At 54.0% G+C, this 22,531-nt stretch carries 19 protein-coding genes and 6 tRNA genes; 15 read left to right on the top strand and 10 right to left on the bottom strand.

All coding sequences use genetic code 11. From position 1 onward, the window contains the following. The first annotated feature begins 27 nt into the window (after positions 1-27). Positions 28-234, top strand: coding sequence for a DUF2788 domain-containing protein (locus tag FGL10_RS05390; protein ID WP_002212781.1), 207 nt, complete (start codon positions 28-30; stop codon positions 232-234). Between the two features lie 590 nt (positions 235-824). On the opposite strand, the gene FGL10_RS05380 is transcribed toward FGL10_RS05390, so the two are convergent. The 4 genes from FGL10_RS05380 to parC form a co-directional block, all read right to left on the bottom strand. Next, positions 825-1,577 (bottom strand): class I SAM-dependent methyltransferase, encoded by a 753-nt coding sequence (locus FGL10_RS05380; protein WP_003709381.1) that lies wholly within the window; start codon positions 1,575-1,577, stop codon positions 825-827. Positions 1,578-1,681: 104 nt separating this feature from the next. Beyond that, positions 1,682-3,199 (bottom strand): sigma-54-dependent transcriptional regulator, encoded by a 1,518-nt coding sequence (locus FGL10_RS05375; protein WP_036475132.1) that lies wholly within the window; start codon positions 3,197-3,199, stop codon positions 1,682-1,684. Next, a complete protein-coding gene (locus FGL10_RS05370) occupies positions 3,192-4,784 on the bottom strand; it encodes an ATP-binding protein (RefSeq protein WP_003709387.1) in 1,593 nt (530 codons plus the stop codon). Before FGL10_RS05370 ends, FGL10_RS05375 begins: the two co-directional genes overlap by 8 nt. A 19-nt stretch (positions 4,785-4,803) precedes the next feature. Further along, a complete protein-coding gene (gene parC / locus FGL10_RS05365) occupies positions 4,804-7,107 on the bottom strand; it encodes a DNA topoisomerase IV subunit A (RefSeq protein ID WP_003709389.1) in 2,304 nt (767 codons plus the stop codon). 146 nt (positions 7,108-7,253) lie between these two features. On the opposite strand from parC, the gene FGL10_RS05360 reads away from it, so the two are divergent. After that, entirely contained in the window at positions 7,254-7,937 is a 684-nt protein-coding gene (locus FGL10_RS05360; RefSeq protein ID WP_003709391.1) for a 2,3-diphosphoglycerate-dependent phosphoglycerate mutase, read from the top strand. Between the two features lie 15 nt (positions 7,938-7,952). Then, positions 7,953-8,186: a hypothetical protein gene (locus FGL10_RS12035; protein WP_147280912.1), complete on the top strand. Its 234-nt coding sequence runs from the start codon at positions 7,953-7,955 to the stop codon at positions 8,184-8,186. A gap of 838 nt (positions 8,187-9,024) precedes the next feature. Here FGL10_RS12035 and alaS read toward each other — a convergent pair. Beyond that, positions 9,025-11,649, bottom strand: coding sequence for an alanine--tRNA ligase (alaS, locus tag FGL10_RS05340; RefSeq protein ID WP_036469829.1), 2,625 nt, complete (start codon positions 11,647-11,649; stop codon positions 9,025-9,027). A gap of 203 nt (positions 11,650-11,852) precedes the next feature. Here alaS and FGL10_RS05335 point away from each other — a divergent pair, with 203 nt between their 5' ends. Then, on the top strand, positions 11,853-12,983 hold the full coding sequence (locus FGL10_RS05335) for a polyamine ABC transporter substrate-binding protein (protein ID WP_096108568.1): 1,131 nt from the start codon (positions 11,853-11,855) through the stop codon (positions 12,981-12,983). 40 nt (positions 12,984-13,023) lie between these two features. Here FGL10_RS05335 and FGL10_RS05330 read toward each other — a convergent pair whose 3' ends face one another. Next, positions 13,024-13,926 carry a DMT family transporter gene (locus FGL10_RS05330; RefSeq protein WP_003709403.1) on the bottom strand — a complete coding sequence of 301 codons (903 nt, stop codon included), beginning with the start codon at positions 13,924-13,926 and terminating at the stop codon, positions 13,024-13,026. A gap of 146 nt (positions 13,927-14,072) precedes the next feature. On the opposite strand from FGL10_RS05330, the gene FGL10_RS05325 reads away from it, so the two are divergent. Further along, positions 14,073-14,561 (top strand): prokaryotic membrane lipolipid attachment site family protein, encoded by a 489-nt coding sequence (locus tag FGL10_RS05325; RefSeq protein ID WP_096108583.1) that lies wholly within the window; start codon positions 14,073-14,075, stop codon positions 14,559-14,561. A 65-nt stretch (positions 14,562-14,626) separates the two neighbouring features. On the opposite strand, the gene mtrA is transcribed toward FGL10_RS05325, so the two are convergent. After that, entirely contained in the window at positions 14,627-15,532 is a 906-nt protein-coding gene (gene mtrA, locus FGL10_RS05320) for an efflux transporter MtrCDE transcriptional activator MtrA (RefSeq protein WP_003709407.1), read from the bottom strand. Positions 15,533-15,660: 128 nt separating this feature from the next. Between mtrA and FGL10_RS05315 the strand changes: the two genes are divergently transcribed. The 10 genes from FGL10_RS05315 (at position 15,661) to sohB (ending at position 19,492) form a co-directional block, all read left to right on the top strand. After that, positions 15,661-15,996 (top strand): carboxymuconolactone decarboxylase family protein, encoded by a 336-nt coding sequence (locus FGL10_RS05315; RefSeq protein WP_002212800.1) that lies wholly within the window; start codon positions 15,661-15,663, stop codon positions 15,994-15,996. Positions 15,997-16,173: 177 nt separating this feature from the next. Beyond that, on the top strand, positions 16,174-16,596 hold the full coding sequence (locus FGL10_RS05310) for a hypothetical protein (RefSeq protein WP_036469843.1): 423 nt from the start codon (positions 16,174-16,176) through the stop codon (positions 16,594-16,596). Positions 16,597-16,701: 105 nt separating this feature from the next. Further along, a complete protein-coding gene (gene pgsA / locus FGL10_RS05305; protein WP_036475128.1) occupies positions 16,702-17,265 on the top strand; it encodes a CDP-diacylglycerol--glycerol-3-phosphate 3-phosphatidyltransferase in 564 nt (187 codons plus the stop codon). An 80-nt stretch (positions 17,266-17,345) separates the two neighbouring features. After that, positions 17,346-17,421 (top strand) — tRNA-Gly (locus tag FGL10_RS05300). A 25-nt stretch (positions 17,422-17,446) separates the two neighbouring features. Then, positions 17,447-17,522 (top strand) — tRNA-Gly (locus FGL10_RS05295). A 23-nt stretch (positions 17,523-17,545) separates the two neighbouring features. Then, positions 17,546-17,621 (top strand) — tRNA-Gly (locus FGL10_RS05290). Positions 17,622-17,642: 21 nt separating this feature from the next. Then, positions 17,643-17,718, top strand: a tRNA-Gly gene (locus FGL10_RS05285). Positions 17,719-17,743: 25 nt separating this feature from the next. Beyond that, a tRNA-Cys gene (locus tag FGL10_RS05280) sits at positions 17,744-17,817 on the top strand. Positions 17,818-17,919: 102 nt separating this feature from the next. After that, positions 17,920-18,009 (top strand) — tRNA-Leu (locus FGL10_RS05275). Between the two features lie 430 nt (positions 18,010-18,439). Further along, on the top strand, positions 18,440-19,492 hold the full coding sequence (gene sohB / locus FGL10_RS05270) for a protease SohB (RefSeq protein ID WP_003709418.1): 1,053 nt from the start codon (positions 18,440-18,442) through the stop codon (positions 19,490-19,492). A gap of 71 nt (positions 19,493-19,563) precedes the next feature. Here the strand turns inward: sohB and FGL10_RS05265 are convergent, their stop codons facing one another. From FGL10_RS05265 to hisC, 3 genes are all read right to left on the bottom strand, one after another. Further along, on the bottom strand, positions 19,564-20,433 hold the full coding sequence (locus FGL10_RS05265; protein ID WP_003709420.1) for an NAD(P)-dependent oxidoreductase: 870 nt from the start codon (positions 20,431-20,433) through the stop codon (positions 19,564-19,566). Between the two features lie 75 nt (positions 20,434-20,508). After that, on the bottom strand, positions 20,509-21,411 hold the full coding sequence (gene hisB / locus FGL10_RS05260; protein ID WP_003709421.1) for an imidazoleglycerol-phosphate dehydratase HisB: 903 nt from the start codon (positions 21,409-21,411) through the stop codon (positions 20,509-20,511). 16 nt (positions 21,412-21,427) lie between these two features. Further along, on the bottom strand, positions 21,428-22,507 hold the full coding sequence (hisC, locus tag FGL10_RS05255) for a histidinol-phosphate transaminase (RefSeq protein ID WP_003709423.1): 1,080 nt from the start codon (positions 22,505-22,507) through the stop codon (positions 21,428-21,430). Between the last annotated feature and the right edge of the window lie 24 nt (positions 22,508-22,531).

The raw sequence follows: 22,531 nt of genomic DNA, 5'->3' as shown, positions 1-22,531 counted from the left end.
GCATACACATCAACAATAGGAAAAAATATGGATGAAGCGGTTTTTGCCGATTGGGCGTTGAAAATCTGCCTGACCGGTTTGATTATTTTTTTGGGTTTTATCGTTTGGAATTTGGGCAAGGAGTCTAAAGCGGGCAAATTCGGCATCGCCATTTTGTTTTTAGTCTTGGGCTTGGGCGTGTTTGGTTTTGTGTTCAAAGAGTTATTGATTAAGTTTTTGGTATTGCCGAAATAGGTTTGCGGCCTGTCAAAATGCCGTCTGAAATCATAAAAAGTAATCTGCACCCTAAAAGTTTGATTTAACCGCCAACTGATTAAGGTGCTGATTTTTATGACAAAATAAAAATTATCTTTCCGCAGTCATTCCCACGGACGCGAAAGCCTGTCTTTTTGAATCCCGGATAATTTTACATCGTCATTCCCGCACAGGTGGGAATCCAGATCATTGGGTAGCGGCAATGTTCAAAAGTCGTCTGAAAAATCAGAAGTTCTAGATTCCCGTTTTCACGGGAATGACGGAATTTCAGACGGCATCCTCCCGCCCCGTCATTCCCGCGCAGGCGGGAATCTAGTCCGTTCGGTTTCAGTCATTTACGATAAATTCCTGTTGCTTTTCATTTCTAGATTCCCACTTCCGTGGAAATGACGGTTTGGAAGTTGCCTGAAACTCGAAAACCACTATAAAACTGAACGAATCGGATTCCCACTTCCGTGAGAATGACAAACTTTAAGGTGTGATGACTTATCCAAAACAGTCGAAACGCAAAAACCGGTTTCTCGTTTGCATAAGAACGGCAAATTTTTCGGTGTCTTGTTTTATGGGCGTTATCCCTTGTCCGCTTCGTAGGGCAGGTAAACGTCGAAGCGGGTGCTTTTGCCGGTGTATTGGTAGGAGGGGCTTTGCCCGGCAAGCAATCCGCCTAGGCGGGGGCGTTTGACGACGACGCGTTTTTTTGCCGTTTGGCGTGCGGTATGCAGGAGTGCTGCTTCATCTTGCGCCTCGCCGACGAGCCGGTGGAAGTAGGCCATTTCTTTTTTAACGGCGGCACTTTTGCGGCGTTCGGGATACATGGGGTCGAGATAGACGATGTCGGGTTTGCCTTGTGTTTGAACAAGTGCGGGCATTTGTACTGCGGCGTTGCCGAAATGGAGGTTGATGCGCGCGGCGGTGTCTTGCGTTTCGGGATTGAGGAGGGAGCGGCGGATGCCGTCTGAAAGCAGGCAGGCTACGGCTGGATGCTGCTCGAAGGCGGTAACGGTCAGACCGAGCGAGGCGAGGACGAAGCTGTCGCGCCCCAATCCTGCGGTCGCGTCCCAAACGGTCGGTTTGGCGGTATGGTTGACGGCTTTGGCGATGAGTTCGCCCCCGCCTTTTGTGCGCCGGTATTGTGCTGCACCGGAGGTAAAATCGACGATGACGCTGCTTTTTTCCCCGACAAGCCTGAGGCTGACGGTATCGTGTTCGGCAAGGAGGTAGCTGCCTTGTTCGGGCGGCTGGGAAACGGGCGCAAGGGGGAATGCCCGTATCAGGGCGCGGACGGCTTCGGTGGCGGTGTCGTCAATGAGGATGTCGGTCATAGTGTTTTGTGTCCGTTCGGGCGTGGGGCGAACCCGCTTTCCCGTGCCGTTTCAGACGGCATTTTTTTCGGGTGGGCGGGGATGGCGCGGATGCCGTTTTGCCGTCAGCAGATGTTGAGGCGTTCCATACGGTAGCGCATCGAACGGAAGCTGATGCCCAAGCGTTTAGCAGCCTGCGTGCGGTTGCCTTCGGTTTGTTTGAGGGTTTGTTCGATGATGTCGCGTTCGATTTGGTCGAGATAGTCCTGTATCTGCATGGTATCGGGGTCGAACGGCAGGACGCGGGACGGTGCGGCGGCTGTTTCAGACGGCAAGGTATCGGCGGCGCGCTCGGCGGTTTCCGTCCGGACGGGCTTGTGGCGCACATCTTGGATTTGCAGGTCGTCGATTTGCACGGTATGCCCGACGCACAGGGCGACGGCGCGTTCGAGGATGTTTTCCAGTTCGCGGAAATTGCCCGGATAGCTGTAATTCAGGAGCATCTGTTGCGCGGCGGGGGAGAGTGTGTAAGGCCGGTTGTTGCGGCTGTGTTTGTACAGGAGGTAGGGGATGAGCAGCTTCAAATCTTCGCGCATTTCACGCAGGGACGGCATATTGAGGCTGACGACATTGAGGCGGTAATACAGGTCTTGGCGGAATGCGCCGCTTCCGACAAGGGCTTCGAGGTTTTTGTGGGTGGCGCAGACGATGCGGACATCGACGGGCTGCTCGGCGGTATCGCCGATGCGGCGCACGGCTTTTTCTTGAATCGCGCGCAAGAGTTTGACCTGCATGGAAAGGGGCAGGTCGGCGACTTCGTCCAAAAACAAAGTGCCGCCGTCGGCGTGGCGGAAAAAGCCGTCGTGGTCTTTGTCGGCGCCGGTAAAACTGCCTTTGCGGTAGCCGAAAAATTCGCTTTCCATCAGATTTTCGGGAATCGCACCGCAGTTGACGGCGACAAAGGGTTTGTCCGCGCGGTCGGACAGTTCGTGTATGGTGCGCGCCGCCTGTTCCTTACCTGTACCGGATTCGCCGGAAATATAGACGGGTACTTTGCCGGACGCGAGGCGGCGGATGAGGTGGCGGATTTCGACCATCTGCGGAGAGCTGCCGAGCAGGCGGGGCATATCGGGTTCCGCATAGGGAAGGGCGGAGGAAACGGGCGGTGCCGCCGGTATCGCGTTTGCAGGTTCCGGGGCTTCAGACGGCATTGGGGAAGAAACGGGGGATGCCGTCCGAACGGGCGGTTCGGGAATTTTGTTTTGGTTTTCGGAAACGGAAATTGCCGATTTGACGAGGGAACGCAGCCGGGCGAGGGTAATCGGCTTTTGGATGTAGTCGAACGCGCCGCAACGCAGGGCCTCTTGCGCCTGATCGGCATTGCCGAAGGCGGTGATGACGGCAACCGGCGTATCGAGCAGGCGGCTGTTGATGTGTTGGACGACTTCAAGCCCCGAGCCGTCGGGCATACGCATATCGGTCAGGACGAGCGAATAGCGTTGGCTGTCGAGCTTGTTTTTGGCTTCGGTAACGCCTGACGCGGTATGGACGCGCAAGCCCATTTTCATCAGGGTCATTTCCATCAGGTCGAGAATGTCGGTTTCGTCATCGACGACGAGGACGGGATGTTGCAGTTCAGTCATTGCTTTTTTCCGGTAATGTGAGTTCGAAACATTTGGCTTCCGGCAGGTAGGTCAAATCGCCGAAGTTGGCGTGCGCCAGTTCGCGGGCGACATACAGTCCCAAGCCGGTTCCGTTTTCCGCCGTGGTGTAAAAGGGTTCGAACAGGTGTTCCTGTACTTCGGGCGGCACGCCGCCGCCGTCGTCGGCAAACAGGATGCAGACGGTGTTTTTTTGCGCGGGGCGGATGGTGACGGAAATCGAGCCGGGCTGTTTGCGGCTGTGCCGCCACGCGTTGTTGGCGAGATTCCACATAATTTGCCGCAGGTGGGCGAGATCGAAATAGGCGGTCGGGCTGCCGCCTTGAATATCCGGACGGATGCAGCCGGCGGCATCGGGATGGTTGAGCAGGAACTCTTGTTTGAATTCTTCCCAAAACGGTATCAGGCCGATGGTTTCGCGTTTGGTTTTGTTGCGCTTGTTGAGCGAGGAAATGTCTTCGAGCATTTTGTCGATGCGGCAGACGTTGCCGTCAATGATTTTGCACAATTTGGCGTTGAACGGATCTGCCGCCCCCGCTTCCATATTTTCGCGCAGCAGGTCGTTGGCGTGGCGGATGGCGGACATCGGGTTGCGGATTTCGTGGGCGAGGTTGGCGGTCAGTTGTCCGAGCGCGGCAAGTTTGACGGACAGGGCTTCTGCCTGAATTTCGCTTTGCGGGCGGATGTAGAGGATGAGCAGCTTGTCCGGCTCTTTGTTGACCGGAACGGCGCGGATGCCGGCGTTCAGACCGGGTGTGCCGAGGACGTATTCGAAAGTGTGCGGAGAGGCTTGATCCCACAGTTCGGCGGCAGAATCGGACAGGTCGGCGCGCCGTCCGATTTCGAGCGCGGGGAAAAGGTCTTTCGCCTTCCGGTTGAACAGCACCGCCAGCCCTTCGGTATTGATGACGACGACGGCTTCTTGAACGCGTTCGAGTACGGTCTGGCTCAAGCCTTTGATGCGCCGGTAGGCGAGGTGGTTGTCGCGGGCCAGTTGGCTGGCGCTGTCGATGTATCTGACCGACAGGGAGGTGAAGATGGCGGAAAGATAGGAGGCGGCGACGAGGATGAAGGTTGCCGAGGCGGTTCGGGCATCCGATATGAGCGGGTATTTGCCGATATCGCCGTCGGCAATGGCGTTGAATATCAGTAGGATGGCGGCGTAGCTGGAATAGAGCAGGGGGTAACGCCCGTAGCTGAGCAGGCAGGAGCAGACGACGAAGGGCAGGATCAGGATGCCGAAGCCGGAATCGATGCCGCCGAACAGGTAGGTCAGCACGCCGATCATCGTGATGTCCGCCACCGCGCTGAAACGCGGCATTTTCAGCGACTGCCATTGCCAATGCGGATGGATGATGGAAAAGAAAATCAGCCAGCAGGCAATGGCGAGCCAAACATAAAACGCCCACGCCGTCCACGAAGCGTGCAGGTTCGCACGGCTGCCGGTTTCCAGCCCGAGGATGTGCATAATCATCAGCGGGAAAACGATGGCGACGCGGATGATGTTGATCAGATTGGGAATCCGGTCTTTGAGTTTTTCAAGTTTGCGGGGGTTGGAAATCACCATAATATGTGCGGAATCGGGTTTATTTGGGGGAAGAAAGCTGTTTCAGGCTGCCCGATATGGGTAATAGTCTGCCTTTTTTGCCGCGTTTTGCCTCAAGCAGGGAGACGGGGATGCGGTCTTTGTGCGCCGCGCCGCGCCTGCCCTCGCTTTCAATCAGGATTTCCGGCTCGGAAGAAACGGCGGTATGCGTCAGCGATTCGCCGGCGTTCAATCCGATGATTTGCAGCCCTTTGCCTTTCGCCATAATTTTCAATTCGCCGATGGGGAAGGCGAGGGCGCGGTTTTGACTGGTGGCGGCAATGATTTTGCAGTCGGGGTTGATGAACGAGGAGGCATAGACGGCAATCGGCGGCAGGACGGTTTCGCCGCTGTCTGCGGTCATCACCACTTTGCCCGCTTTCACGCGCCCGACCATATCGCCCAGTTTGGCGATGAAGCCGTAGCCGCCGCTGCCCGATAATAAATAATGTTGTTCCGGCAATCCTGTCAACATCGCAACGGGTTTCGCGCCGTTTTGCAGCTCGATTAAGGATGAAACCGGCACGCCGTCGCCGCGCCCGCCGGGGATTTCGGCGGCATCGAGGGTGTAGGTTCTGCCCAATGAATCCAAGATGACGACAGGTAAAACGGTGCGGCCTTCAAGGGTTTGTTTGAGGCGGTCGCCTTCTTTGAACGTGGTTTGGCTCAAATCGAGATTGTGTCCGGCGCGGCTGCGTATCCAGCCTTTTTCCGACAGGATCAGCGTGATGGGTTCGTCGGCGGTGGTCTGCGTCAGCACGGCGCGTCCGGCCTCTTCCACCAGCGTGCGTCGCGCGTCGCCGTATTGTTTCATATCCGCCTGCATCTCTTTGACAATCAGCTTGCGTTTTTCGTTTTCGTCGCTCAAAAGGATGTTCAGACGGCCTTGTTCCTCGCGCAACTCGTTCAATTCTTTTTCGAGTTTGAAACCCTCCAAACGCGCCAACTGGCGCAGGCGGATTTCCAAAATGTCTTCGGCTTGGATTTCGGTCAGCCCGAACGCCGCCATCAAATCGGCTTTCGGGTCGTCCGATTCGCGGATGACTTTAATCACTTCGTCGATGTGCAGAAAGACTTTCAGACGGCCTTCGAGAATGTGCAGCCGTTTTTCCACTTGGTTCAAACGGAATTTCAGACGGCGTGTTACGGTTACGACGCGGAAATCCAGCCATTCTTGCAAAATCGTTTTCAGGTTTTTCTGCGCGGGGCGGTTGTCCAGTCCCATCATCACCAAGTTCATGGACACATTGCCTTCCAGCGAAGTTTGCGCCATCAGCGTGTTGATGAAGGTATCGGTATCGATGCGGCTGGATTTCGGTTCGAACACCAGTCGCACGGGATGTTCGCCGTCGGACTCGTCGCGCACGCGGTCGATTAAATCCAGCATCAGCTTTTTGGTATTGAGCTGGTCTTGGTTGAGCTGCTTTTTGCCCGCTTTCGGTTTCGGGTTGGTCTGCTCTTCGATTTCGGCAAGGATTTTGGCGGAATTGGCGTTCGGCGGCAGCTCAGTTACGATGACGCGCCATTGTCCGCGCGCCAATTTTTCGATTTCATAACGCGCACGCACGCGCACGCTGCCCTTGCCGGTTTCATAAATCCGGCGCAATTCGTCCGCCGGTGTGATGATTTGACCGCCGCCGGCAAAATCGGGCGCGGGAATGTACTGCATCAGGTCGGCGGTTTCCAGCGTCGGCTTCTTCAACAGCGCAATCGCCGCCTGCGTAACTTCGTTCAAATTGTGCGGCGGAATTTCGGTCGCCATGCCCACCGCGATGCCTGACGCGCCGTTGAGCAACACCATAGGCAGGCGGGCGGGCAGGTGCAGCGGCTCGTCAAACGCGCCGTCGTAGTTCGGCACGAAATCCACCGTCCCCTGATTGATTTCGGACAACAGCAATTCCGCAATCGGCGTGAGCCGCGCTTCGGTGTAACGCATCGCCGCCGCCCCGTCGCCGTCGCGCGAGCCGAAGTTGCCGATGCCGTCGATTAAGGGATAGCGCAAGGTAAAATCCTGCGCCATCCGCACCATCGCCTCATAGGCGGAACTGTCGCCGTGCGGGTGGTATTTGCCCAAAATCTCGCCGACCACGCGCGCCGATTTCACCGGCTTCGCCCCCGCCGTCAAACCCATATCGCGCATCGCAAACAAAATGCGCCGCTGCACGGGCTTCTGTCCGTCTGAAACTTCAGGCAGCGCGCGACCTTTAACCACGCTCATGGCGTATTCGAGATAGGCGCGTTCGGCGTACCGGCCGAGTATCAGCGTATTGGAATCGGTATGGGAAGCGTGCGGTTGCGTATTCATTGTGTATGCGGAATGTAAAACAAAGGACATTATTGTAAATCAAAACGGCAAACCATAGTGGGCGCGTGTCTGAATCTGAATCAAATACGGGAATGTGAAAATATGTTATAAATACCGTTTTCCCACTTTTACAGATTGGAGACGATATGGAACTGGTATTTATCCGCCACGGACAAAGCGAATGGAACGCGAAAAACCTGTTTACAGGCTGGCGCGACGTGAAGCTGAGCGGGCAGGGGCTTGCCGAGGCTGCCGCCGCCGGTAAAAAACTGAAAGAAAACGGCTATGAGTTCGACATCGCCTTCACATCCGTCCTGACCCGCGCGATTAAGACCTGCAACATCGTTTTGGAAGAATCCGACCAACTGTTCGTGCCGCAAATCAAAACCTGGCGGCTGAACGAACGCCACTACGGCCGACTGCAAGGCCTGGACAAAAAACAAACCGCCGAACAATACGGCGACGAGCAAGTCCGCATCTGGCGGCGCAGCTACGACACCCTGCCGCCGCTTTTGGACAAAGACGACGCGTTTTCCGCACACAAAGACCGCCGCTATGCCCATCTGCCTGCCGATGTTATCCCCGACGGCGAAAACCTGAAAGTAACGCTGGAGCGCGTATTACCGTTTTGGGAAGACCAAATCGCCCCCGCGATTTTGAGCGGCAAACGCGTCTTGGTGGCGGCGCACGGCAACTCCCTGCGCGCGCTGGCAAAACACATCGAGGGCATTTCCGACGAAGACATCATGGGCTTGGAAATCCCGACCGGCCAGCCGCTGGTGTACAAATTGGACGACAATTTGAAAGTCATCGAAAAATTCTACCTGTAAGGGTGTGAAATAAAAATGCCGTCTGAAGGCTTGAGCGTTCAGACGGCATTTTTGACGGTACCGAAACCGAACGCCCTAGATTCCCGCCTGCGCGGTAATGACGGGATTTTAAGTTGCGGTAAGTTATCGGAAAAACAGCAACCGCTCTGCCGTCATTCCCACGAAAGCGGGATTGGCGATTCATCAGTTTCCCGAAATTCCGACATAACCGAAACCGAACGTCCTAGATTCCCGCCTGCGCGGGAATGACGGGATTTTAAGTTACGGTAAGTTATCAGAAAAACAGAAACTTCTCCGCCGTCATTCCCGCGCAGGCGGGAATTTGAACACGTCCGTAGGGAAACTTATATCCCGTCATTCCCACGAAAGTGGGAATCTAGGATGCAGGGGAAACCGTTTTATCCGATAAGTTTCCGCACCGAACGGTCTGGATTCCCGCCTGCGCGGGAATGACGATTCATAAGTTTCCTGAAACGCCCGAAAAAACCGAAATCCGACAGGCAGGATTTTTGCTTTCGTGGGAATGACGGGATTTTGGATTGTGTGTATTTATCGGGAAGAACCGAAACCGCTCCGCCGTCATTCCCACGAAAGTGGGAATCTAGAACCTCTAAATCTTCAGATAACCTTTGAATATTGCCGCCGCCCAATGGTCTGGATTCCCGCCTGGGCGGGAATGACGATTCATCAGTTTCCCGAAACGCCCGAAAAACCGAAACCGAACGGTCTGGATTCCTGCCTGCGCGGAAATGACGGATTTTAGTAACTGTAGGGTGGGCTTCAGCCCACCAATCAACGATCGAAAATGAAGAAACGGTGGGCTGAAGCACACACCCTACGCAATTTCTTTTGTGGGAATGACGGGATTGAAGTTTTAAAGTTTATTCAAAACAACTGAAATTCAAAAAATCAGATTTTTGTTTGAGGCGGAAATAACCGTAGGGTGGGCTTTAGCCCACCAATCAACAATCAAAAATGAAAAAACGGTAGGCTGAAGCCCACCTTACGCAAAATTAAATTTTTGTTTGCGGAAAAATGCCGTCTGAAGGCTGGGCGTTCAGACGGCATTTTGCTTGCGGCGGAGGGATTACGCGAGTTTGGCTTTAACCCAACCTTCCGCGCTTGCCAGCATTTCGGGCAATTTGCCGGCATCCGTACCGCCGGCCTGCGCCAAGTCGGGACGGCCGCCGCCTTTGCCGCCGACTTGTTCGGCTGCGAATTTGACCAAGTCGCCTGCTTTCACTTTTCCGGTCAGGGCTTTGGATACGCCGGCGCACAGGGAGACTTTGCCGTCGTTTACTGCCGCTAAAAGAATCACGGCGTTGTCGGATTTACCGGTTAAATCGGTAACGATTTCGCGCAGGGCGGCTGCGTCGGCTTCGATTTGGGCGGCAACGAGTTTGGCTGCGCCCAAGTCTTTTGCGTCGTCCAAGAGTTTGGCGCCTGCGTGGACGGCGAGTTCGGCTTTGGCGCGTGCCAATTCTTTTTCCAATGCTTTGGCGTGTGCCGCGCCTGCTTGGATTTTCGCCAGTACGTCTTTTTCGGTTTGGGCTTTGGTTTCGGCAATAATGTCTTTCACCAAACGCTCTTGCTCTTGCGCCCATTTGAGTGCGTTCAGGCCGGTGATGGCTTCGATACGGCGTACGCCTGCGGCAATACCGCCTTCGCTGATGATTTTGAAGAGGCCGATGTCGCCGGTGCGTGAAACGTGCGTGCCGCCGCACAATTCGGTTGAGAAACCGCCCATTTGCAGTACGCGCACTTCGTCGCCGTATTTTTCGCCGAAGAGCATCATGGCGCCGGTTTTTTGTGCGTCTTCCATACTCATAATGGCGGCGTTGACGGCAACGTTCGCCAAAACGGCTTCGTTGACGCGGCGTTCGACTTCGGCGATTTCTTCGGCAGTGACTGCTTGAGGATGGGAAATGTCGAAACGGGTGGATTCGGCGGTAACCAAAGAGCCTTTTTGTTCGACGTGTTCGCCCAATACGTCGCGCAGGGCTTTGTGCATCAGGTGGGTCGCGCTGTGGTTGCGCATATTGGCATTGCGGATTTCGTCATCCACTTTGGCGGTAACGCTGTCGCCGACTTTCAGACGGCCTGAAGTTTGTACGCCGAATTGACCGAATACGGCTGCTTTGATTTTTTGGGTATCGCGTACTTCAAAGCGGTTTTCGCCTGAGAAGATATAGCCGACGTCGCCGACTTGGCCGCCGGATTCTGCATAGAACGGGGTAAAGTCGATGACGACTGCGCCGCTGTCGCCTTCGTTCAATTCGTCGACTTGCTCGCCGTCTTTGTAGAGGGCGAGGACTTTGGATTCGGTTTGGCGTTCGCTATAACCTTTAAACTCGGTGTCCTGACCTTCGTAAGGCAGTTGGGCGTTGGCTTTGAAGCTTTGTGCGGCGCGTGCGCGTGCGCGTTGGGCTTCCATTTCGCGTTCGAAGCCTGCTTCGTCCGGTTCGATATTGCGTTCGCGGCAGATGTCGGCAGTCAGGTCGTATGGGAAGCCGTAGGTATCGTAGAGTTTGAAGATGATTTCGCCGCCGAGTGTTTTGCCGCCTTTGGCCAGCGCGTTTTCCAACAAGGCCATACCGGTTTCCAGAGTTTGGGCAAAACGGCTTTCTTCGTTTTTCAATGCTTCTTCGATTTGTGCTTGTTTTTCTTTCAACTCGGGGTAGGCATCGCCCATCTCTTTGACCAAATCGGCAACGAGTTTGTGGAAGAACGGTTTGCTTTGACCCAGTTTGTAACCGTGGCGCACGGCGCGGCGGATGATGCGGCGCAAAACATAACCGCGTCCTTCGTTGGCAGGCAATACGCCGTCTGCAATCAGGAAGGAGCAGGAGCGGATGTGGTCGGCGATGACTTTCAGGCTGGGTTCTTCCATACTGAACGGCGCGCCGGTTTCGCGGGCGACGGCTTTGAGCAGGTTTTGGAACAAGTCGATTTCATAGTTGCTGTGGACGTGCTGCATTACCGCCGCCATACGTTCCAAGCCCATACCGGTATCGACGGACGGCTTGGGCAGCGGATTCATATTGCCTTGTTCGTCGCGGTTGAACTGCATAAATACGCAGTTCCAAATTTCGATCCAGCGGTCGCCGTCTTCTTCGGGGCTGCCCGGAATGCCGCCCCAGATTTCTTCGCCGTGGTCGTAGAAAATTTCGGAGCAGGGGCCGCAAGGGCCGGTGTCGCCCATTTGCCAGAAGTTGTCGGATGCGTATTTCGCGCCTTTGTTGTCGCCGATGCGGACGATGCGTTCAGACGGCATACCGATTTCGTTTAACCAGATGTTGTAGGCTTCGTCGTCTTCTGCGTAAACGGTCGCCAAGAGTTTGTCTTTGGGGATGTTCAGCCATTCGGGGGAAGTGAGAAACTCCCAAGCGAAATGAATCGCGTCGCGCTTGAAGTAGTCGCCGAAGGAGAAGTTGCCCATCATTTCAAAGAAGGTGTGGTGGCGGGCGGTGTAGCCGACGTTTTCCAGGTCGTTGTGCTTGCCGCCTGCGCGTACGCATTTTTGCGCGGTGGTGGCGCGGCTGTACGGGCGTTTGTCGAAACCTAAAAATACGTCTTTAAACTGGTTCATGCCCGCGTTGGTAAACAGCAGGGTCGGATCGTCGTGTGGCACGAGGCTGGAAGAGCGGACGACGGTGTGACCTTTGGTTTCAAAGAATTTTAGGAATTTTTGGCGCAGTTCGGAGGTTTTCATAATTTTTTCAATATCTCTCAAATGTCTTGTCATGGTAAAAGCAGGGAAAACGAACGGCGGTATCTTACCGCAAATCCCTGTTTCTAGCTATGGAAGCGGCGGCTTTCAGACGGCATTGCGGGATTTTGAATGCCGTCTGAAGCCCTGTTCCCAATATCGGCTATAATGGCCGCTTTCTCCAACCCGATATGCAAGGAATGATAATGGCCAAACATCTGCCACTCGCTGTTTTAACCGCCCTCCTGCTTGCCGCTTGCGGCGGTTCGGACAAACCGCCTGCCGAAAAACCGGCACCGGCGGAAAACCGAAACGTATTGAAAATTTACAACTGGTCGGAATACGTCGATCCGGAAACCGTTGCCGATTTTGAAAAGAAAAACGGCATCAAGGTTACTTATGATGTGTACGACAGCGATGAAACGCTGGAAAGCAAGGTGCTGACCGGAAAATCCGGTTACGACATTGTCGCGCCGTCCAATGCGTTTGTGGGCAGGCAGATTAAGGCAGGTGCGTATCAGAAAATCGATAAGTCGCTGATTCCCAATTATAAACACCTCAATCCCGAAATGATGAGGCTGATGGACGGGGTCGATCCCGGCCACGAATACGCCGTGCCGTTTTATTGGGGGACAAATACCTTCGCCATCAATACCGAACGCGTGAAAAAGGCTTTGGGTACGGACAAGCTGCCGGACAACCAGTGGGATTTGGTGTTCGATCCCGAATACACGTCCAAACTCAAGCAATGCGGCATCAGCTATTTGGACAGCGCGGCGGAAATCTATCCTATGGTGTTGAACTATTTGGGTAAAAACCCGAACAGCAGCAATACGGAAGACATCAGGGAGGCAACCGCCCTGCTCAAGAAAAACCGCCCCAATATCAAACGCTTCACTTCGTCCGGCTTTATCGATGATTTGGCGCGCGGCGATACCTGCGTAACAATCGGTTTCGGCGGCGATTTGAACATCGCCAGACGGCGTGCAGAAGAAGCGGGCGGCAAGGAAAAAATCCGCGTGATGATGCCCAAAGAGGGCGTGGGGATTTGGGTGGATTCGTTTGTGATTCCGAAAGATGCGAAAAACGTCGCCAACGCGCACAAATACATCAACGACTTCCTCGATCCGGAAGTGTCGGCGAAAAACGGCAATTTCGTTACCTACGCGCCTTCGAGCAAGCCGGCGCGCGATTTGATGGAGGACGAATTTAAAAACGACAATACGATTTTCCCGAGCGGGGAAGATTTGAAAAACAGCTTTATTATGGTTCCCATCCGGCCGGCGGCATTGAAGTTTATGGTGCGCCAGTGGCAGGATGTGAAGGCGGGGAAATAAAGCCCGATATGCCGTCTGAAGGATGTTCGGACGGCATTTTTTATTTTCGGAGGAAGAGGGATTGCAGCCGCTGTTTGAAGGCAATGGGGCGGATGCTGCTCAAAATGCCGCTGAGGATGATGATGCACATACCGAGTATTTCCTGCCAAAAAAGCTGTTCGCCCAAAAAGAACGCCGCCGAAAGCGTGGAAAAAACGACGGTCATATAGGAGAGCGAGGCAACTGTGAATTTGTCGCCGACTTTGTAGGCGCGCGTCATCGACAGTTGGGCAATCAGCGCGGACACGCCGATGCCCGACAGATAAACCGCCGACTGCCAAGACAGCATATGCCAGCCGGTCAGCGTCGCCCAAACCGACGACATCGCCACACCTGTCGCGGAAAGGTAAAACACGACGCGCCAGCCGGGTTCGCCCGCCAAAGACAGTTCGCGCACTTTCAAATACGCCCAGCCGGACATCGCGCCGCCGGCAAGACCGGCGAGTGCCGCCGTTTCCTGACCGCTGCGGAACGAAGGATTAAGCAGCAATACCACGCCGGCAAAACCAAGGAGCAGCACCGCCTGCGTGTAAACGGAAATCCGTTCTTTCAAAATCAGGAAGGAAAATACCGCCAAAAAAATCGACGAGGTGTAGCTTAGGGTTACGCCGGTTGCCAAAGGCAGATGCGTTACCGCGTAGAACAGCAGCAGCATCGCCCCCGTCCCGACCATACTGCGGTTTAAGTGGTTTTTCCAATGGGGCGTGCGGAAGGTATCCCGACGCAATACGGCGGCAGCCCCGAGCGCAACGGTTGAAAACAGCATACGCCAAAAGACCAATTCGCCGCTGCCGAGGGCAAATTTTGCCGATGCCTCTTTAATCAATACGTTCATAATGGTAAAGCAGACCGCCGCCACCAGCATCCAGCCGGAACCCAAAACGTCTTTTTTTGCGGTATCCATATAATATTTGTCGCGATAAAAAGGTCAAATTGTAAACCTTGCGGCAGGGTTTGCGGCGGCGGATTCGGGCGCGCGCAATCCCGCCGAACCCCCGTTTTTTCGGAACAATTTGTTTTTTCAGGGCAAACCTGCTTATAATGGCGGGTATGAAAAAATATCTTGCCCTCATCCCCATCGCGGCCGCCTTGTCCGGCTGCGGAACTGTTTATGTGCCCACCCTGACCGAAATCCCCGTCAGGCCGATTAATACCGTTCCGGCGGAAGCGTCTGTAAAAGGTTTCCGCCTCGCCCCTTCGCATTGGACGGACGTTTCCAAAATCCGCGACGAGGCGACGCGCCTGAGCTATCAGGTGGACATCGGTAAAATGACTAAGGTTCAGGCGGCGCAATATCTGAACAACTTCAGAAAACGCCTGGTCGGACGCAATGCCGTCGATGACAGTATGTATGAAATCTACCTGCGTTCGGCGGTAGACAGCCAGCGCGGCGAAATCAATACCGAGCAGTCCAAGCTGTATATCGAGAATGCCTTGCGCGGCTGGCAGCAGCGTTGGAAAAATATGGATGTCAAACCCGATAATCCCGCATTTACCAACTTTTTGATGGAAGTGATGAAGATGCAGCCCTTGAAATGACGCGGTACGCAAATGCCGTCTGAAAGCCTTTTCAGACGGCATTTGCGTTTTAAGGTTCAGATAATTTATTGTTGCCCGCCTTCTTTCCGGTATTGACCCGGCGAAACGTGATATTGCCGTTTGAATGCTTTGCCAAAGTGTGTTTCCGACTGAAAGCCTACCGACAGTGCGACCGACAAAACCGAATCCGGGGTTTTCTTCAGCAGCAACGCGCCTTTTTGCAGGCGGATATGGTTCACAAAGGCGTGCGGGCTGAGTCCGACCTGGCTTTTGAAACGGCGCATCAGCTGCGCGCGCGACATATTGGCGGCCGCTACCATTTTGTCGATATTCCATTCGTCTTCCGGTTTGTCTATCACCTTTTGGATTAAATGTCCCAAACGTTTGTCCTGCCAACCTTTCAATACGCCCGACAGTTGGGCATCTTTTTCCTGTTCGAGATAGGCGCGCAGGATAAGCACCAGCAGGACGGACGATAATGCGTTGACCACGGAAGCCGTCCCCGTCAAAGGTTTTTCGCTTTCCAGTTGCAGCATTGAAACCACATACTGCAAACTCGGATGGGCAATGTTCAGAAAAACGGTTTCCGGCAGCCCGTTCATCAAATCGGCGTGGGTGTCGTAGCGGAAACGGGCGCAAAACAGGCTCATATCCAGTCCGTTGCCGCATTGTTTGACCGTGAACGCGCCGTTTTGTCGTATATCCGGTTGTAAACTTTCTCCGTATTTTCCGTCGTGGCTCAACAGGTGTCCCAAGCCGCGCGGGAAAAATACAATATCCCCCGCATTGACCCGGCGCGGGGAAGTTTCACCGTCGATGCAGAGATAGCCGCTGCCCGATGTAACAATGTGCACCAGCCCTTCGCGTTGCAAGGTTTCATGCCGTACCGACCATTGTCCGCCCAAAAGGCACTGTACATCCACACTACCCGTCAGTTGGGCGAGATCGACCAGTTTGTCCAGAATGTCCATAAATCTTTTTGAACCATAAAATGAGATGATTAAACGAGAAACACAACTGAATAATTGCAATAATACGCACATCGAAAACAGATACGCAAGCGCGTATCAGGGTTAAACGCAAGAGAAAGGAAAAGAAAATGTTTAAAGATTGGAAAGAACATACCGCATTGGTTAAAAAATCGTTCGGCGAGCTGGGTAAGGCGCATCCTAAAATGCTGCAGGCCTACGGCGCACTGGAACAGGCTGCCGCAGCCGAAGCATTGGATGCCAAAACGCGCGAACTGATTGCCATCGCCGTTGCCATCACCACCCGTTGCGAGAGCTGCATCAGCGTTCACGCCGCCGCTGCCGCCAAAGCCGGTGCGACCGACAGCGAAATCGCAGGTGCATTGGCAACCGCCATCGCCCTGAATGCCGGTGCCGCTTACACTTACGCCCTGCGCGCACTGGAAGCGGTTGAAACGCAAAAATAATCCGTTTCGGATAAGAAATGCCGTCTGAAGATGTTTCAGACGGCATTTTGTCTGTTATGCTTCCCGATACTGTAAACAATATATGAAGCCGCTTATTTCAGACGGCATTTGAGAAACAAGGGGGTAAGCGTGAAATATTATCGCCGGGTATGGTTTGCCACCATAAGCTGCCTGCTGTTGTCCGCCGTTTTTATTGCACCTTACCTGACGGCATTTCACGAACAAGAAAAAACATTCGAATATGCAGAATTGACCGTTACCGCACCCAACCGCAGCGGACGGGCAATCAAACTGGATGCAGAAGGGCGGCAGTACCGGCTTTCCTGCTACGGGTTCGATGATTTGTGCGTGCAAGGCAATATCGGCAGAACCATCAGGGCGGAGCAGCTTAGAACCGTTTTAAGCGAAAACGTCGGAAAAGGTTTCTTAAACGGCGTTCTGTTGGAATACCGCAACAGTGGCGGCATCCACACCAATAAGGATTTTTCCTTTCCGGAAGACCGCCTTATCGAAGTGTTGGCACAACCTGCCGTTTTCAGCCTGAAACCGGGTATTTTGCTTTTATTGGCCGCCATTTTCCTGCGTTTGAAAAGAAAGTGAAAACAGATTGGCAGGAAGGGGGAATGCCTATGCGGTAATTTTACGTTTTGAGTTATGAGGATAACCGTTATAATCACAACTTTACAGTCTGCACAGAGAAAACAGATGCCTTGGAACATCCCCATTTTCCTCACTTGGTTGAGGGTCTTGCTCATCCCTGTCCTGACAGCCCTTTTTTACCTGCCTTTCCCGTGGTTCGCGGAGGAAACGATTAATCTCGCCGCCGCCGTCGTTTTTGCCGTTGCCGCATTGACCGACTGGTTTGACGGATTCTTGGCAAGGTTGTGGAAACAGACCTCGGATTTCGGCGCATTCCTCGACCCCGTTGCCGACAAACTGATGGTCGCCGTCTCTTTGCTGCTGCTGGTCAAACTCGACCGGACCTATGTTTTGTTCGCGATGATTATCATCGGCAGGGAAATTACCATTTCCGCATTGCGCGAATGGATGGCGCAAATGGGCAAAAGGAACAGCGTTGCCGTCGCCACCGTCGGCAAGTTTAAAACCGCCGCGCAAATGCTGGCGATTTTCTTTTTGCTGCTGAACATTCCCGATTTTCACGGATTTAATCTCGCACTTATCGGCAACATATTGATGTTTATCGCATCTTTGCTGACGGTTTGGTCGATGCTGTATTACCTGAAAATGGCGTGGAAAGAAATCGCCTGAAAAAAACATAAAAATAGCTTGACGGTAAAAACATAATCCATAATAATTGCGTCTTCTTCGATGTCGGAGAATGAAATCGGGCGGGAATAGCTCAGTTGGTAGAGCGCAACCTTGCCAAGGTTGAGGTCGCGAGTTCGAGACTCGTTTCCCGCTCCAAAAATTTCATTCTCCCGCAATCATTGCGGGAATAGCTCAGTTGGTAGAGCGCAACCTTGCCAAGGTTGAGGTCGCGAGTTCGAGACTCGTTTCCCGCTCCAAGTTTTATTTCAAACATATCAACGCGGGAATAGCTCAGTTGGTAGAGCGCAACCTTGCCAAGGTTGAGGTCGCGAGTTCGAGACTCGTTTCCCGCTCCAAAAACCGATATGTTTGAACGCGCGGGAATAGCTCAGTTGGTAGAGCGCAACCTTGCCAAGGTTGAGGTCGCGAGTTCGAGACTCGTTTCCCGCTCCAAGTTTTTTAGATAAGCCAGTTTTAGGGCGAGATAGCAAAGTGGTTATGCAGCGGATTGCAAATCCGTCTACGCCGGTTCGATTCCGACTCTCGCCTCCATTATCGTACTACGGCGGGGTGGCAGAGTGTTTATGCTATGAGGAGTGCAATCTTCATATAGGCCGGTTAAAATCCGCGCCCCCGCCTCCACCTTTCACAAATGCCCGGGTGGTGAAATAGGTAGACACAACGGACTTAAAATCCGTCGGGACTAAACATCCCTTGCCGGTTCGATTCCGGCTCCGGGCACCAATCGTTTGAATTTTCCGAATAACAAACCTCCCGAATGATTTGTTTTTTTTAAAAAACAGCCTGATTTTAAGGCTGTTTTTTTATCGGCTGAATTTTAATATTTGATTAATCCCAATCCGGGCATAAGCCATATTTTAGATGGTTGGCGCGGTGTCGTGCGGTTCGGGCAGCGGCGGGATGTGCGTGTTTCAATTAAGCGCATTGCGTTAAAGCATATGCGGTAATGACGGTAAAACATCTTCGGGTTTGCTGATAAATATTGCGCCTTAATCCGTATGTGCAGGGGTGCGGCCGGCGGTTTGACTGTAAAATACGGGCTTTTGCCCTATTCCGAAATGGGATGCCCGGCTGTCGGGGAAGGTTTGGTCTGTATCTGTCGGAACGGTACGGACGATGCACTTATTTATATTTAAAGGAGGAAATACAATCGATGTGGAAAGAAATTTTATTGAATTACGGCATTTTCCTGATTGAACTGCTTACTGTTTTCGGCATTATCGCGCTGGTCGTGCTGATGATTGTGCGGGCTAAGGGGCGGTCGGAAGATGGGGCGGTCGTGCTGACGGATTTGTCGGAAAATTATCAAAAACAACAGCAATCGTTTGAAACTTTTTTCTTGAATGAGGAAGAAGCCAGGCATTGGGAAAAAGAAGAAAAGAAAAGGGAAAAAGAAAAAGCTAAGGCACAGAAAAAGCGTTTGAAAGAAGGGGGCGGAAAATCTGCCGAAACGCAAAAACCCCGCCTTTTTGTGTTGGATTTTGACGGCGATTTGTATGCGCGCGCCGTGGGGGCTTTACGCAACGAGATTACCGCCGTGCTTTCTATTGCCCGACCCGAAGATGAGGTTTTGCTCAGGTTGGAGAGTCCCGGCGGCGTGGTTCACGGCTACGGTTTGGCGGCTTCGCAGCTTCGGCGTTTGCGCGAACGCAATATTCCGCTGACCGTCGCCGTCGATAAGGTGGCGGCGAGCGGCGGTTATATGATGGCGTGTGTGGCGGATAAAATTGTTTCCGCACCGTTTGCGATTGTCGGTTCGGTGGGTGTGGTGGCGGAAGTGCCGAATATCCACCGCCTGTTGAAAAAACATGATATTGATGTGGATGTGATGACGGCGGGCGAATTTAAGCGCACGGTTACCTTTATGGGCGAAAATACGGAAAAGGGCAAACAGAAATTCCGGCAGGAGCTGGAGGAAACGCATCAGTTGTTCAAGCAGTTTGTCAGTGAAAACCGCCCGGGGTTGGATATTGAAAAAATAGCGACGGGCGAGCATTGGTTCGGGCGGCAGGCGTTGGCGTTGAACTTGATTGACGAGATTTCGACCAGTGATGATTTGTTGTTGAAAGCGTTTGAAAATAAGCAGCTTATCGAAGTGAAATATCAGGAGAAGCAAAGCCTGATTCAGCGCATTGGTTTGCAGGCGGAAGCTTCTATTGAAAATTTGTTTGCCAAGTTTGCGAACAGGCGAGCGGATGTGATGTAGCTTGCCGATCGGATAACGATGCCGTCTGAAAGGCTTTCGGGCTTCAGACGGCATTTTGTTTGATAGGGCAGTCAGCGTTCTGACAGTTTCAGGTAAACGCCGGAAACGTCCTGTTCACCGTAGCCGGCTTCGACTGCTTTGCGGTAGCTGGCAGCAACGGTTTCGACGGCGGGCAGGGCGTTGCCTGCCTGTTCAAGCTCTTTGACGGCGAGGTTGAGGTCTTTGGAGGCGTGTTTGAGGGCGAAGGCGGGCGGGAATTCGCGGTTTGCCCACAGGGATTTTTTGGTTTGGAACATGGGCGAGTCCATTGCCGAGCCGCCGATGGCTTCGACGATGGTGTCGGTATCGATGCCGAACTGCCGCGCCATCAGCATCGCTTCGCTGTACGCTTCGCCGAAAATGCCCAAAAGCGAGTTCAAGACGAGTTTCGCGCCCGAGCCTTTGCCCACTTCGCCGAAGTGGAAGGTTTTTTTGCCGACAAGTGAAAATGCTTTTTGCAGCGGGTTTAACACGGCTTCGTCGCCGCCAAATAAAACCAGCAGCGTGCCGTTGGTTGCGGGGCCGACCGAGCCGGAAACGGGGGCTTCGGCAAACTGTCCGCCTGCGGCTTCGACAAGTGCTTTGACGGCGAGGTTTTCGGTCGGGGAGATGGTGCTCATGTTGACGATGATTTTGCCGGCCAATCCGTCGCGGACTCCGTTCAGGATGTCGCACACGGCGGCATAGTCGGAAACCATCAGGAAAATGACGGGACAGGCGCGGACGAGTTCGGCGGTGCTGCCGTAAACTTTTGCGCCTTTGGCGGAGACGGGGGCGGTTTTGCCGGGCGAGCGGTTGTATACGCCGACTTCGATGCCGCCGTCCAAGAGCCGCGTTACCATAGGCAGGCCCATTTGCCCTAAGCCGATCCAGCCGATTTGTGTGTATGTTTCTGCGGACATAGTGTTTCTCCTTTGTCGGGGTGCTGTAATGCCGTCTGAAGGCTTCCTGCGCTTCAGACGGCCTGTTTGGGGATGTTATGCGGTCAGCGTGCCTTTGGTGGACGGGGTTTGCCCCGCCATCCTCGGGTCGTGTTCGACTGCCATACGCAGGGCGCGCCCGAAGGCTTTGAATACGGTTTCCGCCTGATGGTGGGCGTTTTTGCCGCTGAGGTTGTCGATGTGCAGGGTCATCATACTGTGGTTGACGATGCCGTGGAAAAATTCTTCAAACAAATCGACATCGAATTTTCCAATCAGGGCGCGGGTAAATTCGATGTTGTACACGAGTCCGGGGCGGCCGGAAAGGTCGATGACGACGCGGCTGAGGGCTTCGTCGAGCGGGACGTAGGAATGTCCGTAACGGCGGATGCCTTTTTTGTCGCCGAGCGCTTGTTTGAGGGCTTGTCCGAGTGTGATGCCGATGTCTTCGACGGTGTGGTGGTCGTCGATGTGCAGGTCGCCTTTGCAGTCGATGTCGATGTCTATCATACCGTGGCGGGCGATTTGGTCGATCATATGTTCGAGGAAGGGTACGCCGGTATCCAGCCTGCTTTTGCCGCTGCCGTCGAGGTTGATGGAGACGGTGATTTGGGTTTCGCAGGTATGGCGGCTGTGGGTAACGGTGCGGCAGCCGGACGGCGCGGGGGTTTCGGGCGCGGGAATGCCGGCGGTTTGGGCGGCGGTTTCTTTTTCGGGGTGTTCGCGGTGTTGTTTGCCGAGCCAGCCTTTGGGTTTGCCGGTGTGTTTTTCGAGTTTTGCCATCAGGCTGGGACGGATGCCGCGCGCGTCGGGGTCTTCTGCCTGCTCTTCAAGGCGTTGTTTGAGTTTGTAGAGTGAGACGGGGGTGCGGTAGCCGCAGAGTTTGGCGAGCTTGGGCAGGGAGCCCGCTTCCCGGACGAGGGTCAGGAAGTTGTTCAGGTGGAGTTGTGTCTTGGTCATAGGGACTCCGTTTGGTTTATCGGTAGAGCCGGCGGATAACGTCGAGGACGGCATCGTTTTGTGCGGGGCTGCCTACGGTAATACGCAGGCAGTGTTCCAAAAGGGGATGCACGCCGTGCAGTTTTTTGACGAGGATGCGGTTTTGTTTGAGGGTGTCAAACAACAAATCGGCATCGGGTACGCGTATGGTAATAAAATTTGCCTGGCTGGGAAAGGCTTTTATCTGTGGGATGCCGCCCAACTCTGCCATCATTCGTTCGCGTTCGTTTTTCAGGCTGCCGATGTTGGCAGAGATGATGCCGTAGTGCCGCAGGGCAAATTTGGCAGTGTTCAGGCTCAATTGGTTCATATTGTAGGGCGGCAGAATTTTTTGCAGTTCGCCGATGACTTCGGGGCAGCCTGCCGCATAACCGATACGCAGTCCGGCAAAACCGATTTTGCTGAGGGTGCGTAAGACTATCAGGTTGGGAATCCTGCCTGCCTGCCCGAGGAAGCTGTCGCCGTTGAATGCGCCGTAGGCTTCATCGACGACGACGATGCCGTCTGAAGAGCTGATGACGGCTTCGACTTCGCCGCGTGCGAAGCATACGCCGGTGGGGTTGTTGGGGTAGGCGATAAAGGTCAGCGCGGGACGGCGGGTTTTGACGGCTTCGAGGAAGGCGGGCAGGTTGAGGGTGAAATCTCCGTTCAGTGGAACGCTGACATAATCCATGCCGTACAGCGCGGCGTTGTGGCGGTACATCACGAAACTCGGTTCGGCTGCCAACATTGCCGCGCCCGGTTTGGCGGTCAGCATGGTGACGAACTGTATCAGTTCGTCCGAACCGTTGCCTAAGGCGAGGGCGGCGCAGTCGGGAATGTCGAACGCGGCGCGCAATGCTTCCTGCAAGCCGCTTTTGGCGGGGTCGGGGTAGAGGTGGATGGGGGCGGATGCCAGTTGTGCCTGTAATTCCTGCATCAGGACTCCGTGTCCTTCAAAAGGATGGGACGGGCTTTCCATTGCATCGAGCTTGATAAATCCGGACGGAATGTCGGCAATCTGATATGCAGACATCGCCCGTATGTCGTCGCGGATGAGGTGTCGGACGGATTTCATCGTGTTTCCTTAATGGTTGGAATA

Origin of the sequence: Neisseria lactamica (assembly GCF_901482445.1) — a bacterium.
In the GTDB taxonomy this organism is placed as follows: domain Bacteria; phylum Pseudomonadota; class Gammaproteobacteria; order Burkholderiales; family Neisseriaceae; genus Neisseria; species Neisseria lactamica.
Note: the sequence above shows the minus strand (reverse complement) of the source record. Positions and strands in the feature narration are given on the sequence as shown.

Coding starts and splice junctions, on each gene's coding strand:
- FGL10_RS05380 (WP_003709381.1), bottom strand. CDS start 1,577: ATGACCGACATCCTCATTGACGACACCGCCACCGAAGCCGTCCGCGCC.
- FGL10_RS05370 (WP_003709387.1), bottom strand. CDS start 4,784: ATGGTGATTTCCAACCCCCGCAAACTTGAAAAACTCAAAGACCGGATT.
- FGL10_RS12035 (WP_147280912.1), top strand. CDS start 7,953: ATGCCGTCTGAAGGCTTGAGCGTTCAGACGGCATTTTTGACGGTACCG.
- FGL10_RS05330 (WP_003709403.1), bottom strand. CDS start 13,926: ATGGATACCGCAAAAAAAGACGTTTTGGGTTCCGGCTGGATGCTGGTG.
- alaS (WP_036469829.1), bottom strand. CDS start 11,649: ATGAAAACCTCCGAACTGCGCCAAAAATTCCTAAAATTCTTTGAAACC.
- sohB (WP_003709418.1), top strand. CDS start 18,440: ATGTGGAAAGAAATTTTATTGAATTACGGCATTTTCCTGATTGAACTG.
- FGL10_RS05360 (WP_003709391.1), top strand. CDS start 7,254: ATGGAACTGGTATTTATCCGCCACGGACAAAGCGAATGGAACGCGAAA.
- FGL10_RS05315 (WP_002212800.1), top strand. CDS start 15,661: ATGTTTAAAGATTGGAAAGAACATACCGCATTGGTTAAAAAATCGTTC.
- FGL10_RS05265 (WP_003709420.1), bottom strand. CDS start 20,433: ATGTCCGCAGAAACATACACACAAATCGGCTGGATCGGCTTAGGGCAA.
- parC (WP_003709389.1), bottom strand. CDS start 7,107: ATGAATACGCAACCGCACGCTTCCCATACCGATTCCAATACGCTGATA.
- pgsA (WP_036475128.1), top strand. CDS start 16,702: ATGCCTTGGAACATCCCCATTTTCCTCACTTGGTTGAGGGTCTTGCTC.
- FGL10_RS05390 (WP_002212781.1), top strand. CDS start 28: ATGGATGAAGCGGTTTTTGCCGATTGGGCGTTGAAAATCTGCCTGACC.
- FGL10_RS05325 (WP_096108583.1), top strand. CDS start 14,073: ATGAAAAAATATCTTGCCCTCATCCCCATCGCGGCCGCCTTGTCCGGC.
- FGL10_RS05375 (WP_036475132.1), bottom strand. CDS start 3,199: ATGACTGAACTGCAACATCCCGTCCTCGTCGTCGATGACGAAACCGAC.
- FGL10_RS05335 (WP_096108568.1), top strand. CDS start 11,853: ATGGCCAAACATCTGCCACTCGCTGTTTTAACCGCCCTCCTGCTTGCC.
- mtrA (WP_003709407.1), bottom strand. CDS start 15,532: ATGGACATTCTGGACAAACTGGTCGATCTCGCCCAACTGACGGGTAGT.
- hisB (WP_003709421.1), bottom strand. CDS start 21,411: ATGACCAAGACACAACTCCACCTGAACAACTTCCTGACCCTCGTCCGG.
- hisC (WP_003709423.1), bottom strand. CDS start 22,507: ATGAAATCCGTCCGACACCTCATCCGCGACGACATACGGGCGATGTCT.